Source organism: Bacillus sp. 2CMS4F (assembly GCF_023161785.1).
Lineage (GTDB): Bacteria > Bacillota > Bacilli > Bacillales > Bacillaceae > Bacillus > Bacillus halotolerans.
Genome location: NZ_JALNTO010000008.1, coordinates 135,633 through 151,908, shown reverse-complemented (window position 1 = coordinate 151,908; position 16,276 = coordinate 135,633). Strand labels below are relative to the sequence as shown.

Here is a 16,276-nt window from a genome sequence, read left to right as displayed (position 1 = left end):
CAAAGGAGCTGGACTTATGGAAGATCAATTAATCTCTAAAAAAGAATTGCTTGAAGAAACATCCATCTCATACGGTCAGCTGTATCGATGGAAACGAAAAAATTTAATCCCTGAGGAGTGGTTTATACGTAAATCTACATTTACAGGGCAAGAGACGTTTTTTCCTAGAGAGGATATTTTAAAGCGCATTTCAGTCATTCAAAAGATGAAAGAAAATTTGTCTTTGGATGAGATGCGGGAGATGCTGTCACCGAAAATGAAGGATGTGAGCATGACAGCTGATGAATTGCTGACGAAAGGTTTGATTTCAAAGCCGGCTCTCCATGTCTTTTCAGAAGGCGGAGCTGACACGGTGTTTTCTTCTCGGGATCTATTGTCGCTGTATGTGCTTGAAGGGCTTTTGCAGTCCGGAAATGTCAGCTTGGAAGAAGCGAAAATGGCTGCTGAGGTATTGAGGAAGTATGATACAGCGGAGATCAAGAAGCAGACGGAACTGATCATTTTACGCAAGCTGGGTGTAACGACTTGTTTTATAGCGGCTGCCGCAGACAGCATCCTTTTTGAGTCGTCCGTCAAGATTGTCGAAAGAGTGGATTTAGCAAATGCTTCAGAGGAACTAAAGACAAAATATATGCAGGAGGGCCATCAATGGAAATAATAGATAATCTGGTGATAAACGGTACAGGGAGTTCAAAGGGCGGAAAATTTCAATCAGTTGAGATTAATGGCAGCGGAACCGTGGCCGGAGACGTGGAGTGTGACTCTTTTTCATTTAACGGGACCGGTAAAGCGGATGGGAGCGTCAAGGCAAAAACAGTAACCATCAGCGGTTCAGGGAAAATTCATGGGGATGTTGAAGCAGAATCCATCCGCATGAATGGAACAGGCTTTATTCAAGGTGATACCGCCGCTAAACAATTGAAGGTTGCGGGATCGTCAACATTTGGCGGAACAGTCAAGGCTGATGACATTGTGATCACCGGAAAGGCGGTCATGGAAGCTGATTGTGAAACGGAAACATTTCAGACCGAAGGCAAATGCAAAGTCAGCGGCCTTTTAAATGCTGATCAGGTGAATATCAAGCTTTCTTCCGGAGAGAGTTATGTGCGGGAAATCGGCTGCCGCCATCTTCAAGTGACGGGCAGAAAAGGGATGCTGACATTGCTGAAGCTGATGCCGACCCCTGTGTTAACGGCTGAACTGATCGAGGGGGACGTGATTGAGCTGACAAATACGAACGCCAAGACTGTGCGGGGAAATACAGTGAAAATCGGTCCGAACTGCCGGATTGAGACCGTGGAATACAGCGGCGATTATACTTGTGATCCGAACGCTTCGGTAGGCACGTACACAAGAATGTAAGGAGAATCATATGGAAACAGTAAAATTAGGGAATTTAAAATTATATGGTGCCGGGCACGCTGCGGGAGGCGCCTATCACCATGTCAGCATCAAAGGTGAAGGTACGGTTGGAGCAGGACTGTCCGCTGCAGGCTGCCGCATATACGGCACAGGCCGTTTTCTCGGGAACGCGGAGACTGAACGGCTGAAAGTATTCGGAGAAAGCGAGTTTGAAGGCGATTTGACTGCGGACAAAATCAGTATATATGGGACGATGCAAGTCAGAGGCGCTCTTCATGTTGGCCGATTGAAGCTGAAGGGTCTGACTGAGGTCGGCGGCAATATGGCAGGGGATTCGTGCGAAGCAAAAGGAAAGCTCAGCGTGAAAGGCGATTGTGAAACCGAATCGTTTCATATCACTGGCTGTGTGGACGTAACAGGTTTGCTGAATGCAGGCGAGGTTGATATCGGATTGAGCCATGATGCCAGCCGGGTCCGGGAAATAGGCGGAACGTCCATTACAGTAAAAAAACGTGCGCGCTTTTTTGCGCGAAAAAAAGCGAAACTAACTGCGGAGCTAATTGAAGGAGATAAAATCTATTTGGAAAATACCGAGGCGGCGGTTGTCAGAGGGAAAGAAGTCGTTATCGGGCCAGGCTGTAAAATCGGCACAGTTGAGTTTGAAAACAAATGCGAATGCGATCAGCATTCAAAAATGATGAAAAGGATTAAGTTGTAAAACATTGTTCTGTTACAAAGAAAAGGGTGCTCTCAGGAGGGAGCACCCTTTTCTTTTTATTCTTTTCCCGGCTTGCTATCGTACCCTGCGGTAAAAATTGATACTAAAAAAGTGACAATGACTCCCATCATGATGATTGTTTTCACCGTCTCTCCCCCTCTTCAATTTTTCCTGCTGTCCGAGTCTGGATGATTCTGTATTTTCTTTATTATGAACGCACGCAGTCTGCCTTGTCAACGCTGTATAAGGTATCTTTATTTTTAAGAAACCAAAGCATGTATCACGAGCTGACGGCATAGATTGTATCAAAGTACCTTTTTTTGCACAGCGCATCAAACATGATAGAGGAGGTCCTTATGGATATATTAAAGAAAATTGAAAAGTACAGAGAGGAAGAGCAGCGTCTGAAATGGGAAGGAACATTCGCTGATTATTTGGAGATTATTAAAGAAAATCCAATGGTCGCGCAATCTGCTCATTCTCGTGTTTTTAATATGATAAAAGACAGCGGGATAGAGGAGATTGACGGACGGAAGAAGTACAGCTTTTTTGACCGCGAGCTGTTCGGGCTTGAAGAATCCCTCGAGCGCCTTGTGGAAGAATATTTTCATCCGGCCGCGAAAAGGCTTGATGTCAGAAAGCGGATTTTGCTTTTAATGGGCCCTGTGAGCGGCGGTAAATCAACGCTGGTCACGATGCTTAAAAAAGGTCTTGAAGCGTACACACTGACGGATAATGGTGCTGTATACGCGATTAAAGGCTGCCCCATGCACGAGGACCCCCTTCATTTAATCCCCCATCATTTGCGGGAGGATTTTTACAGAGAATACGGCATTAGAATAGAAGGAAGTCTTTCACCATTAAATGTGATGAGGCTGGAGGAAGAGTACGGAGGGCGTATTGAAGATGTGAGGGTGGAGCGGATCTTCTTTTCTGAGGATAAGCGTACGGGAATCGGCACCTTCAGCCCGTCTGACCCGAAATCTCAGGATATTGCCGATTTGACGGGAAGTATTGATTTTTCAACCATTGCCGAGTACGGTTCTGAATCTGATCCGCGAGCCTACCGGTTTGACGGAGAGCTGAACAAGGCGAACCGAGGCATGATGGAGTTTCAGGAGATGCTGAAATGTGATGAGAAGTTTCTCTGGCATTTGCTCTCACTGACACAGGAAGGGAATTTTAAAGCCGGGCGATTTGCGTTAATTTCTGCTGATGAGCTGATCGTAGCTCACACGAATGAAACGGAGTATCGCTCATTTATTTCTAATAAGAAAAACGAAGCCCTGCACTCCAGAATTATTGTGATGCCTGTTCCTTATAACTTAAAAGTGTCTGAGGAAGAAAGAATTTATGAAAAAATGATCGCAGAAAGTGATGTATCGGATGTTCATATTGCTCCTCACACCCTTAAGGTCGCCGCGATGTTTTCAATCCTTACCCGATTAAAAGAGCCGAAGCGGTCTGATATTGATCTGGTGAAGAAAATGAGACTGTATGACGGAGAAAGTGTGGAAGGCTTTAATTCAGTTGACGTTGAGGACATGAAGAAAGAATATAATGATGAGGGGATGAGCGGAATTGACCCGCGCTACGTGATCAACCGCATTTCTTCAACCATTATCAGAAAAAATATGGAGTCGATCAATTCCCTTGATGTTCTCCGTTCTTTAAAAGAAGGACTTGATCAGCATCCGTCTATTTCAAACGAGGATCGGGAGCGGTACTTGAATTTTATTTCTGCAGCCCGTAAGGAATATGATGATATTGCGAAGAAGGAAGTCCAAAAAGCGTTTGTGTATTCATATGAAGAATCAGCCAAAACGCTCATGGATAATTATCTCGACAACGTAGAGGCTTATTGCAATAAAAATAAGCTGCGTGATCCTTTGACAGGGGAAGAAATGAATCCGGACGAAAAGCTGATGAGATCGATCGAAGAACAGATTGGCATTTCCGAAAACGCGAAAAAAGCGTTCCGCGAAGAAATCTTAATCCGCATCTCCGCTTATGCGAGAAAAGGAAAGCGGTTTGACTACAATTCCCACGAAAGACTGCGTGAAGCCATTCAGAAAAAATTGTTTGCTGATTTGAAGGATGTCGTTAAAATTACGACCTCAACGAAAACGCCTGATGAGCAGCAGCTGAAGAAAGTAAATGAAGTCGTGGCCCGTTTAATTGATGAGCACGGCTACAACTCGACGAGTGCCAATGAGCTGCTGAAATACGTCGGCAGCCTGCTGAACCGATAAGCAAGTGACCCGTCCGAACAGGGCGGGTTGTTTTGTGCCATTTTCTAAATAGTTTGTCAATTAACTGTACTTATGCGCATATGATGAATATAAATCTTTTCGAAAGACTTGTTTCATAATCTGGCACAAGCCGGAATAGGTATGTATCACGACCACAAATGGTTAAGGAGGGGAATTCATGTCCCAAAATGACAGCGGCCATTTTTTAATTTCTGAGGAAAACTGGTCCCTCCATCGCAAAGGCTTCGATGACCAGCAGCGCCACCAAAAAAAAGTACAGGAAGCCATAAAAAACAATCTCCCGGATCTCGTAACCGAGGAAAGCATTATCATGTCTAACGGCAAAGATGTAGTGAAAATTCCAATCCGCTCACTGGATGAGTATAAAATCCGCTATAACTACGATAAAAATAAACATGTAGGGCAAGGGGACGGCGACAGCCAGGTTGGAGATGTTGTAGCCCGGGACGGATCAGACAAAAAACAGGGGCCGGGTAAAGGCCAGGGAGCCGGAGATCAGGCAGGCGAAGATTATTATGAAGCAGAAGTTTCACTAATGGATTTAGAAGAAGCGCTCTTCAAAGAATTAGAGCTTCCGAATCTTCAGCAAAAAGAAAGAGATAATATCATCCACACGGATATTGAGTTTAACGATATCCGTAAAACAGGGTTAACCGGTAATATTGATAAGAAAAGAACAATGATGTCGGCTTTTAAACGCAACGCGATGACAGGGAAGCCGTCTTTCTATCCGATTTATCCGGAGGACTTAAAATATAAAACATGGAATGATGTCACGAAGCCTGAGTCAAAAGCTGTCGTGTTAGCAATGATGGATACGAGCGGCAGTATGGGCGTGTGGGAAAAGTACATGGCGAGAAGCTTCTTTTTCTGGATGACCCGCTTTTTACGGACGAAATATGAAACAGTTGAAATTGAATTTATTGCCCATCATACAGAAGCAAAAGTTGTGTCTGAGGAAGATTTCTTTTCAAAGGGAGAAAGCGGCGGAACAATCTGTTCTTCCGTATATCGAAAGTCGCTTGAGCTGATCGATGAAAAATACAGCCCCGACCGTTATAATATTTACCCTTTTCATTTCTCAGACGGCGACAATCTCACATCTGATAATGCCCGGTGCGTGAAATTGGTGAATGATATTATGAAGAAAGCGAATTTGTTCTGTTATGGCGAGGTCAATCAATACAATAGACACTCGACGTTAATGTCGGCTTATAAAAATGTGAAAGACGAGAAATTCAAATACTATATTTTAAAACAGAAGTCAGACGTTTTTCAGGCGCTGAAGAACTTTTTTAGAAATGAAGAAACTGGCATTAGCCATCAATTATCCTAGTGAAGAGCCCATTTCAGGGCTTTTTTTTATTTTAAAAAAGTAAGAAAGCGATTACGAAAAAAATAAGAAGAAAAAAGGAATTTTTCCTTTGACAAATCTTCTTTCATTTATTAATATTTTATCTTGTGAACTATTATTGAGGAATGAGGTGAAAAGGAGTTGACTGAATCAGAACGTGCTTTGCTCACTTTTGAACAGCTCTTCGATACGTCTCGGTCTATCTATAAAAAACAGAAGAAGATATTGGAGATTGTGCTTGAGCCTTTTGATATTACAGTCCTTCAATATTTACTGATGTTTAAAATTCATCAAAGCGGAAGCACGCCGCTCAGCAAGCTGGCCATGTCTCTTGATCTTAAGCCTGCTTCTGTGACCCGGATGACCGATATCCTATATAACCGGCAATTGATGAATCGATATGACAGTCCGGATGACCGCCGTATCGTCATGATTCAGTTAACCGAAGAGGGGGAAAAACTTTTACAGAAAGCCGCTGTGCAATACGCAAATTTGGGCGCGAGCCTGTATCAGAAGCTTGACACGTCTCAGCTTCAATATTTGCGTAAGCTTGCCGGGAGTTTATCTAAGCTCGCTGAAGGCTGTGCAGAAAAAAGCGGTAATTGAAAACTTCCCACATATTTTCACCAGCTTTCCACAAAATGATAGAGGAAGAAACGAAAGGAGAAAAACAAAATGAACAGAGGACGTTTAATTCTGACCAACATTATCGGTTTGATTGTTGTTCTTGCAATTATAGGCGGAGGTGCTTACTACTATTATCAAAGCACAAACTATGTAAAAACGGATGAAGCAAAAGTAGCCGGCGATATGGCAGCTATCTCAGCTCCAGCAGCAGGTAAAGTATCCGACTGGGATCTTGAAGAAGGAAAAACAGTGAAAAAAGGCGACACAGTTGCAAAAATCAAAGGTGAACAAACTGTTGATGTGAAATCCATCATGGATGGAACAATTGTGAAAAACGAAGTGAAAAACGGACAAACCGTACAGGCTGGTACAACAATTGCGCAAACGATTGACATGGACAACCTGTACATCACAGCAAATATTAAAGAAACAGATATTGCGGATGTTGAAGTAGGAAATAGTGTAGACGTAGTAGTTGACGGAGATCCTAATACAACTTTTGACGGTACTGTAGAAGAAATTGGCTATGCGACTAACTCAACTTTTGATATGCTTCCATCTACAAATTCAAGCGGAAACTACACAAAAGTAACGCAAAAAGTTCCTGTTAAAATTTCAATCAAAAACCCATCTGATAAGGTGCTTCCAGGTATGAATGCATCTGTTAAGATTTCTGAGTAAAACAGATCAGTCATCAAACCATGAAAGGAGGTTGTCTTAGATGGCTACAGGCAAAGAAAAAAATACAAAAAGCCCTATGACATTGCTGATTGTGCTAATGGCGGGTTTGTTTTTGGCAATACTAAACCAAACATTGCTTAACGTCGCAATGCCGCACTTAATGACTGAATTTGGCGTAAGTGCAACGACGATTCAGTGGCTGACAACAGGTTACATGCTTGTTAACGGCGTATTGATTCCGTTATCTGCCTTCCTGATTACACGTTTTGGCCAACGGAGTCTCTTTCTCGTCGCCATGTTCTGTTTTACGCTCGGTACGTTAGTCTGCGGTATCGCACCTAACTTCTCTGTAATGCTGATCGGCCGTTTGATCCAGGCCGTGGGCGGAGGTATCTTGCAGCCGCTCGTTATGACAACCATTCTGTTAATCTTCCCGCCTGAAAGCAGGGGGAAAGGAATGGGGATTTTCGGACTTGCGATGATGTTTGCTCCAGCGGTCGGCCCGACTCTTTCAGGGTGGATTATTGAGCATTACACATGGCGCATCATGTTTTACGGACTTGTGCCGATCGGTGCAATTGTTATCATCGTGGCTTTCTTCATCTTTAAGAATCTGGTGGAGCCGCAAAAAATCAAACTCGACACACTTGGAGCGATCCTCTCAATTGTCGGTTTCGCATCCTTATTATACGGAGTCAGTGAAGCGGGTTCTGACGGCTGGACCGACCCGATTGTACTGTCTACAGTTATAATCGGCGTCATTGCAATTATTGCTTTTGTTGTTCAGCAATTGCGCCATGATGATCCGATGCTTGATTTCAGAGTGTTTAAATACGACATTTTCTCACTCTCAAGTGTTATTAATATCATTATTACAGTGGCACTTTACACTGGTATGTTCCTGTTACCGATTTATCTGCAAAACCTGGTCGGATTTACGGCGCTTCAATCCGGTCTGCTTCTGCTTCCGGGTGCGATCGTGATGCTGATCATGTCACCGATCTCAGGTATTTTGTTTGATAAATTCGGCCCGAGACCGCTTGCGATTATCGGTCTGGTCGTGACAGTGGTGACAACATTCCAATATACGCAATTGACCATCGATACACCGTATACACACATTATGCTTGTATACTCAATTCGCGCATTCGGTATGTCACTCTTAATGATGCCTGTCATGACAGCCGGGATGAACCAGCTTCCTGCCCGTCTGAACAGTCACGGAACGGCGATGAGCAACACGCTCCGCCAAATCAGCGGATCAATTGGAACAAGCTTAATTACGACGATTTATACAAACCGCACGACATTCCATTATTCACAAATTGCAGATAAAACAAGCACGGCGGACCCGAACTTCCTCCATGCGTTCCAAAATGCAGTTTCGAATATAATGGTGAATATGAATGTGCCTTATGAAACAGCGAAAAGGTATGTTTACTCACATATTTATAAACACGCGACACTCGATTCAAACGTCATGGGGATTAATGACGCCTTTATGTGGGCGACATTATTCTGTGTGGCAGGTGTGATTCTCAGTCTTTTCCTGCGTGATGTCAGAAAAGATAAATTGCGTGCGGAGAAAAAGAAAAAAGAGGAGCTTTCATTGCTTCCGGCTCCAAAAGAAGTTAAGGAATCTTAAACTGTACAGGGAGGTTTCCTGAATGAAAATTTATGTAGTGTATGACAGTGAAGGCGAACATACAAAGGTATTGGCAGAAGCGATTGCTGAAGGCGCTCGGGAAAACGACGCGGCTGAAGTATTCATCGACCACGTAGATCAGGCGGATATCCGCAAGCTTAAAGACATGGACGCGATTGTTTGGGGATGCCCCGGGCATTTCGGAACAATCAGTGCAGGTCTGAAAACTTGGATCGACAGACTCGGCTACTTATGGGCTGAAGGCGAGCTGATCAACAAAGTCGGCGCAGTATTCTGCACAACGGCAACAACACACGGCGGCTTGGAAATGACAATGCACAACTTAATCACGCCAATGTTCCACCAAGGGATGATTGTTGTCGGTCTGCCTGGCAATGTGCCTGAAAACGCGCTGTACGGTTCTTACTACGGAGCGGGCGTCACTTGCCCGGTAGACAGTGATGAGTTAATGTCTGAGGAAGGTATCCAGCTGGGCCGCGCATTAGGAAGACGCGTCAGCCAAGTCACAGGAAACTTAACAGCCGGACAGTAAGGAGAGGTTAAAATGGCCATTATTATAGCAATTATTGCTGCTGTCATTGTGATTGCGGGCCTTATCACGTATAACGTCCGCAACGCCTCTGCTGGACTCGAGAAGCGAGAAACAGCTGAAAAAATCGCCCCTCCAGAAGAGGAAGAAAACGAAGCGCAATACCCTGCTGAAGCACGGGCTGCTGAGCATGTCCCAGCCGTTGTAAAAACTGACTCTGAAAAAGAGAAAAGTGACTCAATTGGGGATGACTTCTACAGGCAGGCGCTTCAAAAGTTTAAGCATTCTGAGGAAGATCAGAAAGACAAAGAGGTCACTGAAAAAAGTGACAAAATGCAGGACAGCAGTTATCGTGATGCGCTGCTCTCCATGAAAAATAAAAAGAAATAATATCAAAGGCAAATCCGTTTACTCATGGCGGGTTTGCTTTTTTTTATGCTGTTTAAATGCATAAAACTTGGTTTTTTATAAAATAAATCCATGGAATATGTTGTATTTCAGAAAGTTCTAGTGTACTATTTGAGTCATACACTTCATGAGTGTTTTTAGGAGGAAAAACAATGAAACCGTTTTGGGGTTTAGTAAAAAAGGATCTGAGACTGTCAAAAATGCGGTTTTTTGCATGTCTCGGTGCAGTCATACTTTTAGCTGCCGGAAGCTTTTTATTAGAACGATTGACTGAAGCACCTTTAGCTGCTTTTGGATGCTGGGTAATGCTTGCCATTTTTCAAGTGTTTTTAGCTCCTTTGCTGATCTACAATAGCCTTCGTGTAGAGGGGAAAAACCAGCTATGGCTATATAATCCGAACGGCGCAGCCGCGCTTTTACTCTCGAAGCTGACTGCCGGTCTTGTCTATCAATTTATTTTTCAGTTTTTGATTTCAGTTTATGGAGTCTTTCTTTATCAGTACCTTGACTCAAAAGCGCTCATTGCTGATCAAGTTCCGCTTGCAGGCACTATACTGATCTTTAATCTTTATGGGCTGGTATTTACTGCTTATCTTTCCTGTGCGGTGATCCTGCTGTGGAATGTGTTTCATTCTTTAAAATCGAGTTCTTCCTTCATCAGGCGGTTTCGCTGGTTGATTTGTATGTTACTGGGGATAGGGTGGTTTTATGTAGAGGACCATTTGATCATGCCTTGGCTGACACCGCTGGATAAACTGTATTATTTCACAACGTATGGAGATGTCGGTTTTACAAACAAGGGATCTTTAGGGTGGAGCGTGGAATTAAACATCTTCCATCTTCCATATCCGTCTAGTATTGTCATGCTGGTTTTGGCAGCTGTATTTCTTTTTCTGGCTTCCAGGCTCCTGCAGCGAAAAGTTGAGGTGTAGAGAACATGAGACAAGACTTTCAATCCTCTAAACCGATTTATTTGCAAATTGCTGATCAAATCTTTTATAGGCTGGTCAGACAGGAGCTTGTTCCCGGAGACAAGCTGCCGTCTGTCAGAGAAATGGCAATTCAAACAAAAGTAAATCCGAATACGATTCAAAGAACCTACAGTGAAATGGAAAGGCTGGGAATTGTGGAGACAAGAAGAGGGCAAGGGACGTTTATCGCTGAAAAAGCTGAAATCGTGGATGAACTGAAAGAGAGGCTTACCCGTGAAGTGTTTGAAAGCTTTATTCATCAAATGGCAGAGCTGGGATTAACAAAAGAAGAAATGCTGGCAGGCATTAAAAAATACACGGAAGGAGGACAGGAATGAATATTGTATTTGACAATGTGTCTAAGAGATACGGCGGCCACACGGCGCTAAACAATATATCCTTCACTTTATATCCGGGAAAAATTTACGGATTTTTGGGCTCGAATGGCAGCGGGAAATCGACAACCTTGAAATTAATCGCCGGATTGATGTTTCCTACTTCAGGTTCAGTGCAAGCGGGTGAACAGCCTGTAACAAGAGACATGATCAAGCAGACGGCTTATCTAACAGAGCTAGACATGTTTTATCCCGGATTTACGGTGAAGGATATGCTCGATTTTTACGAATCACAGTTCCCTGACTTTCAGAAGGAAAAAGCCTATCAGCTGCTTGAGGAAATGCAGCTGAAGCCTGAAAAAAAGATAAAACAGCTTTCTAAGGGGAATCGAGGCCGTCTTAAAATCGTGCTGGCACTATCAAGAAAAGCTTCCGTCATTCTGCTGGATGAGCCTTTTTCCGGTCTTGATCCAATGGTCAGGGATTCAATCGTAAACAGCCTCGTTTCTTATATTGATTTTGAGCAGCAGATCGTTGTCATTGCGACACACGAAATTGATGAAATTGAAATCCTGCTTGACGAGGTCATCGTGCTCGCCGACGGAGAAAAAATGGCACAGCGTGATGTGGAAGAGATTCGCGAGCAGGAAGGTATGTCCGTGCTGCAATGGTTTAAAACGAATATGGAAGTTTACTAGAAAGAGGAGGAATTTGATGAAAACAGTATTGGAATTAAAAAATGTGACAAAAAACATCAGAGGCCGGACGATCATTGATCATCTGAGCTTTACGATTCGCGAAGGCGAAGTATTTGGATTTCTGGGACCAAACGGAGCAGGGAAAACGACGACAATCAGAATGATGGTCGGTTTAATGAAGCTGTCACAAGGTGACGTGCTCATTTGCGGCCAATCAATCACGAAAGATTATGCCAAGGCAATCAAACATATCGGGGCTATTGTAGAAAACCCAGAGCTGTATAAATTCTTAAGCGGATATAAAAATCTCCAGCAATACGCAAGGATGGTAAAGGGTGTCACGAAGGAAAAAATTGATGAAGTGGTAGAACTGGTAGGCCTCAAAGAAAGAATCCATGATAAAGTGAAAACCTACTCTCTGGGGATGAGACAGCGTCTCGGCTTGGCACAATGTCTTCTGCACGATCCGAAAGTGCTGATTTTGGATGAACCGACAAACGGCCTTGATCCGGCGGGAATCAGAGAAATCAGGGACCATTTAAAGAAGCTGACGCGAGAAAGAGGAATGTCTGTCATCGTATCAAGCCATCTGCTGTCAGAAATGGAACTGATGTGTGACCGAATTGCGATTATCCAAAAAGGAAAGCTTATCGACATTCAGAATGTAAGAGATGAAATAACTGATGAAAAGGATACATATTTCTTCCATGTGGAGCAGCCGAAGGAAGCTGCTGCGATTGTAAAAGAATATGATTCGGTAATCAAGACAAACGGTTTGGAAATCAAACTGGCTAAAGAGGACGTCCCTGCAGTCATTGAATTGCTGGTCATGCAGCAAATCCGCATTTATGAAGTCAAAGTGATTACAAAATCATTAGAGGACCGTTTCTTAGAAATCACAGGCGAAGCAAAAGAGGAGGTTCAGCATGCTTAATTTGATTTATAATGAGTGGATCAAAATTTTCAGCCGTGCCGGAACATGGGTGATGATCGGAATTCTTGCGCTGACAATGATCGGGTGGGCATTTTTAACAAACCACTTTTCAACCGATGAAGCAAATCCGAAGTGGAAAGAAACGCTTCAAGCACAAAATGCTGATATGAAGAAGGCAATGAAAGAAGATCCTTCCCTGAAAGGACAATATGAAGAAACGATCACAATCAATAACTATCGCATTGAACATAATATCCCGAGTGACACTGGATATACCGTTTGGTCTTATGTAACGGATTCTGCCGGTTTTACAATCCTTACTGGGCTGTTCACGATTATAATCGCAGCTGGCATCGTCGCAAACGAATTTAACTGGGGTACGGTTAAGCTGTTAATGATCCGGCCGCTCAGCCGTTTTCAAATTCTGCTTTCTAAATATATTACCGTTCTTTTATTTGGTTTCTTATTGCTGTTTATATTATTTATGGGTTCAACTTTGCTGGGACTGGTCTTTTTCGGAACAGGCGGAGACACTGCCGCGAATGTTCATTTAATCTATAAGGACGGTCATGTATTGGAACAAAACATGCTGGGATATTTGGCCAAAACGTATCTCTCAGAATCTGTTGCGGCTTTAATGCTGGCTACGATGGCATTTATGCTGTCCGCAGTATTTAGAAACAGCTCTCTTGCTGTAGGGTTTTCTATCTTTTTATTGGTAACGGGCACGACAGCCACTGCATTTATAGCGATGAAGTTCGACTGGGCGAAGTATATTTTATTTGCCAACGTTGATCTGATGCAGTATGTAGAGGGAACACCGATAGTGGAAGGGATGACAATGACTTTCTCCATTGTAATGCTGGTGATTTACTTTGTCGCCTTCCTGTTGCTTGCTTTCGGAATCTTTATGAAACGGGATATTGCGAACTAATGAAAAAAGCTGTTTTGCATAAGCAAAACAGCTTTTTCTTTAAAATAAAAACTGCAGGCTTGCACCTGCAGTTTTTATTATCAATTTATGCTTACGCTTCTTTAGTAACGTTAGCAGCTTGTGGTCCACGGTTTCCTTCAACGATTTCGAAAGAAACTGATTGGCCTTCTTCTAAAGTTTTGAAGCCTTCGCCTTGAATAGCAGAGAAATGAACGAATACATCGTCTTGACCTTCTACTTCGATGAATCCGAAACCTTTTTCAGAGTTGAACCATTTTACTTTACCTTCTAACATGAAATTTCCTCCTAAAGCGATCATAACGCTTAAATTCACTATTCTTGCTCTAAAACAAACTTCCAAGACGAAAACTCTTACAAAACTTTCTTCTTAAAGATAGTTCGAACAAAAATAATTACCTTTACTCTACCAGTAATTTTGAGAAAAAACAACTGTTAAACGAAACTTTTTTCGGAAAATAACATATTATTTTTCATTTTGATATTTATTTGCCGAAATGTATCTGTTTTTTCGATACGTGATCATATGTTTGCAGGACTTTTTACTTTAATATCTCTTTACGGAAAGGTAGGGTAATAGTAATTGACAACCCTTTCTGATATGAGTAAGGTAAAGTTAACCAATGTTACAAATGACAACGTTTATCAACAAAGAGCGTCTGATTTTTATGTCTGATATTGCTTGCATGCTCTAATAAATAGATAGGAGTATGGTGTCACAATGAAAAAGTGGCTTGTATGCAGTTTTGTTCTTATTCTTTTCATTTCATTTACTGCATGCTCACCGTCAGCAGAACATGAAACGATAAAAATTGGAATTGCTGAGTCGGACGAAGCGATATGGAACTATATCGTAAAAAAGGCTGAAGCGGAAGGGCTTGATATTCAGCTGATTCCATTCTCTGATTATGCAGAATCAGATATTGCGCTGGCTAACAAAGAGATTGATGCCAATGCTATTCAATCCATTTCATATTTTCAGTCGTTTTCAAAGAAATACAAACATAAACTGGCACCGCTCGGCACAACATACATAGCGCCTATGGGCATTTATTCAAAACGATATCAGCGAATCAAAGATATTCCGCGCGGTGCAGTTGTTGCTGTCCCGGATGAAGCGCTCGATTTTGGGCGAGCCCTTACGCTGCTGCAGGAAGCGGGTTTGCTTACTTTGAAGAACGGATTTAACGGAACCGGTTCAATTGATGTGATAAAAGATAATCCGAAACACTTGAAATTGAAAACCGTACGCCAACAGGATGTATTGAGCGGAGCCGACGTGTTTGTGATGAAAACAGCCGCCGCAAAAAAAGCGGGGCTGAACCCGCAGAAGCATACATTAAAGGGCGGCAGGCAAACCGGGAAGGAAGATATGAATGTAATTGTTGTCAGAGCTGAGGACAGAGATCGCGAAACACTGCAAACCATCCTTGAACTCTATCAATCAGATGATACAGCGGCATTTATAGAGAAGGAGTATCAAGGGATGCTTGTTCCCGCTTTTTTGCCTTTACATCGTCTTTCAGATTGGAAGAATGAATTCAAAACATGAATTCATTCTTTTTTTTCGGAAAACCATACTTTGTTTCGGCCGCTTTCTTTCGCTTTATACAGCATTTGATCAGCAAGAACCGGCAAGGTTTCCGGCTTATCTGTGTTTCGGGGGTAGTGGGCTACCCCCAGTGAGGCCGTAACGGCAAGCTTTTCTCCGTTTGTTAATACAATCGGTGTATGACTAATCGAGTGCCTGATCCGTTCAGCGATTTGGAATGCTTTCTCGGGCGTGCAATTTGGCAAGAGGACGGCAAATTCTTCGCCGCCGATCCGTGCGGCAGGATCAGTGTTGCGGATATTTTGTTTTAGTCGGGATCCCAGCTCTTTTAGAACCTGATCCCCCTCATGATGGCCGTATTGATCGTTAATGGTTTTAAAGTGATCGATATCCATATAAATAAGCGAAAATTGTAAAGATGGAGTGTGTGCAGCCTGTTGATACAGGTCTTGTGTGATTTCTTCAAACTTTCTGCGGTTATAAATACCTGTCAAAAAGTCAAAGTGCGCCTGGAACTTATACTGTTTAAATAAAAGATGTGCATTTGTTTCATGCTCGATAATATATAGGCTGAGCATGCCGCCGATAATTGAAATCAGCCAAAAGTAAAAGTGAAGCTTAAGTGAATAGATATCAACAAATACATAGAAGAAAAAGGAGATGAAACCATTTGAAATGATTAAAAGTAACAGAACGTGTTTCAGCTGAACTTTTTCTCTCCTTGATGCAATAAGTGACAGCACGGCAGCGATACAAATTGTAATCATGGAATACAGCGCTGATTCATTCAAGCTGATCAGCATGCGGCCTGCTGCGATTATCATCAGGGCTGTCGCCGTAGACACCCAGCCTCCATAAAGAGCGGCGATCATAATAGGGATATTTCTAAAATCTATGATTGAATGGTGATACGTCAAACCAAAATTCATAAGAATAACCCCGAGGAGACCGCAGGCAGTTCCTTTTATTAACTGAAAGGACTTATGTATTAACCTTTCTTTAAACAGGTGGGTGAACAGATAATTAAATGTGATTAAAATGGTCAAATTTACGAACAGTTCTTTCAGCAATATTATCACCCTTATATAAGTTACTAAAGAAAGGGGGGAATGAAAAGAACAAAAACGGTATTCATTGGGTTTTTTTATCCAAATATTGATGCTGAAATAATTCTTACTTGAACTATCGGAATTTGTGTAATATAGTATATAAGAAA

The 16,276-nt window shown here is 42.6% G+C and carries 17 protein-coding genes and 1 pseudogene; 16 read left to right on the top strand and 2 right to left on the bottom strand.

The genetic code is table 11. The features are described 5' to 3' along the window. Nucleotides 1–16 precede the first annotated feature (16 nt). From MTN95_RS13285 to MTN95_RS13215, 15 genes and pseudogenes are all read left to right on the top strand, one after another. Complete coding sequence (locus MTN95_RS13285) at nt 17–658, top strand: YhbD family protein (RefSeq protein ID WP_181185652.1); 642 nt, start codon at nt 17–19, stop codon at nt 656–658. Further along, nucleotides 649–1,362, top strand: a complete 714-nt coding sequence (locus tag MTN95_RS13280) for a bactofilin family protein (RefSeq protein WP_044156660.1) — start codon at nt 649–651, stop codon at nt 1,360–1,362. The genes MTN95_RS13285 and MTN95_RS13280 overlap by 10 nt, the downstream gene beginning before the upstream one ends. Before the next feature lie 10 nt (nt 1,363–1,372). Continuing rightward, nucleotides 1,373–2,080 carry a hypothetical protein gene (locus MTN95_RS13275; RefSeq protein ID WP_248338497.1) on the top strand — a complete coding sequence of 236 codons (708 nt, stop codon included), beginning with the start codon at nt 1,373–1,375 and terminating at the stop codon, nt 2,078–2,080. A 356-nt stretch (nt 2,081–2,436) separates the two neighbouring features. Next, entirely contained in the window at nt 2,437–4,332 is a 1,896-nt protein-coding gene (prkA, locus tag MTN95_RS13270; RefSeq protein ID WP_024120689.1) for a serine/threonine protein kinase PrkA, read from the top strand. A 178-nt stretch (nt 4,333–4,510) separates the two neighbouring features. Beyond that, nucleotides 4,511–5,689 (top strand): sporulation protein YhbH, encoded by a 1,179-nt coding sequence (yhbH, locus tag MTN95_RS13265; protein ID WP_059293179.1) that lies wholly within the window; start codon nt 4,511–4,513, stop codon nt 5,687–5,689. Between the two features lie 159 nt (nt 5,690–5,848). Further along, nucleotides 5,849–6,313 carry a MarR family transcriptional regulator gene (locus MTN95_RS13260; RefSeq protein WP_059293178.1) on the top strand — a complete coding sequence of 155 codons (465 nt, stop codon included), beginning with the start codon at nt 5,849–5,851 and terminating at the stop codon, nt 6,311–6,313. Nucleotides 6,314–6,348: 35 nt separating this feature from the next. Continuing rightward, nucleotides 6,349–7,015, top strand: a pseudogene (locus tag MTN95_RS13255) (biotin/lipoyl-containing protein). Nucleotides 7,016–7,055: 40 nt separating this feature from the next. Then, nucleotides 7,056–8,660, top strand: a complete 1,605-nt coding sequence (locus tag MTN95_RS13250; RefSeq protein WP_248338494.1) for an MFS transporter — start codon at nt 7,056–7,058, stop codon at nt 8,658–8,660. A 22-nt stretch (nt 8,661–8,682) separates the two neighbouring features. Further along, nucleotides 8,683–9,213, top strand: coding sequence for an NAD(P)H-dependent oxidoreductase (locus MTN95_RS13245; protein ID WP_227598357.1), 531 nt, complete (start codon nt 8,683–8,685; stop codon nt 9,211–9,213). Between the two features lie 12 nt (nt 9,214–9,225). Further along, nucleotides 9,226–9,600, top strand: coding sequence for a hypothetical protein (locus MTN95_RS13240; RefSeq protein ID WP_024120693.1), 375 nt, complete (start codon nt 9,226–9,228; stop codon nt 9,598–9,600). A gap of 170 nt (nt 9,601–9,770) precedes the next feature. Beyond that, a complete protein-coding gene (locus tag MTN95_RS13235; protein WP_105955254.1) occupies nt 9,771–10,550 on the top strand; it encodes a hypothetical protein in 780 nt (259 codons plus the stop codon). A gap of 5 nt (nt 10,551–10,555) precedes the next feature. Then, complete coding sequence (locus MTN95_RS13230) at nt 10,556–10,927, top strand: GntR family transcriptional regulator (protein WP_069486289.1); 372 nt, start codon at nt 10,556–10,558, stop codon at nt 10,925–10,927. Then, entirely contained in the window at nt 10,924–11,622 is a 699-nt protein-coding gene (locus MTN95_RS13225) for an ABC transporter ATP-binding protein (RefSeq protein ID WP_105955256.1), read from the top strand. Before MTN95_RS13230 ends, MTN95_RS13225 begins: the two co-directional genes overlap by 4 nt. Nucleotides 11,623–11,638: 16 nt before the next feature. Beyond that, on the top strand, nt 11,639–12,556 hold the full coding sequence (locus MTN95_RS13220) for an ABC transporter ATP-binding protein (RefSeq protein ID WP_248338492.1): 918 nt from the start codon (nt 11,639–11,641) through the stop codon (nt 12,554–12,556). Continuing rightward, nucleotides 12,549–13,490, top strand: a complete 942-nt coding sequence (locus tag MTN95_RS13215) for an ABC transporter permease (protein ID WP_248338490.1) — start codon at nt 12,549–12,551, stop codon at nt 13,488–13,490. Before MTN95_RS13220 ends, MTN95_RS13215 begins: the two co-directional genes overlap by 8 nt. A 91-nt stretch (nt 13,491–13,581) precedes the next feature. Here the strand turns inward: MTN95_RS13215 and cspB are convergent, their stop codons facing one another. Beyond that, on the bottom strand, nt 13,582–13,785 hold the full coding sequence (cspB, locus tag MTN95_RS13210; RefSeq protein ID WP_010333511.1) for a cold shock-like protein CspB: 204 nt from the start codon (nt 13,783–13,785) through the stop codon (nt 13,582–13,584). Between the two features lie 444 nt (nt 13,786–14,229). On the opposite strand from cspB, the gene MTN95_RS13205 reads away from it, so the two are divergent. Beyond that, entirely contained in the window at nt 14,230–15,060 is an 831-nt protein-coding gene (locus MTN95_RS13205; RefSeq protein WP_248338488.1) for a MetQ/NlpA family ABC transporter substrate-binding protein, read from the top strand. Nucleotides 15,061–15,062: 2 nt separating this feature from the next. Here the strand turns inward: MTN95_RS13205 and dgcK are convergent, their stop codons facing one another. Further along, on the bottom strand, nt 15,063–16,130 hold the full coding sequence (gene dgcK / locus MTN95_RS13200; protein ID WP_248338486.1) for a diguanylate cyclase DgcK: 1,068 nt from the start codon (nt 16,128–16,130) through the stop codon (nt 15,063–15,065). Nucleotides 16,131–16,276 lie beyond the last annotated feature (146 nt).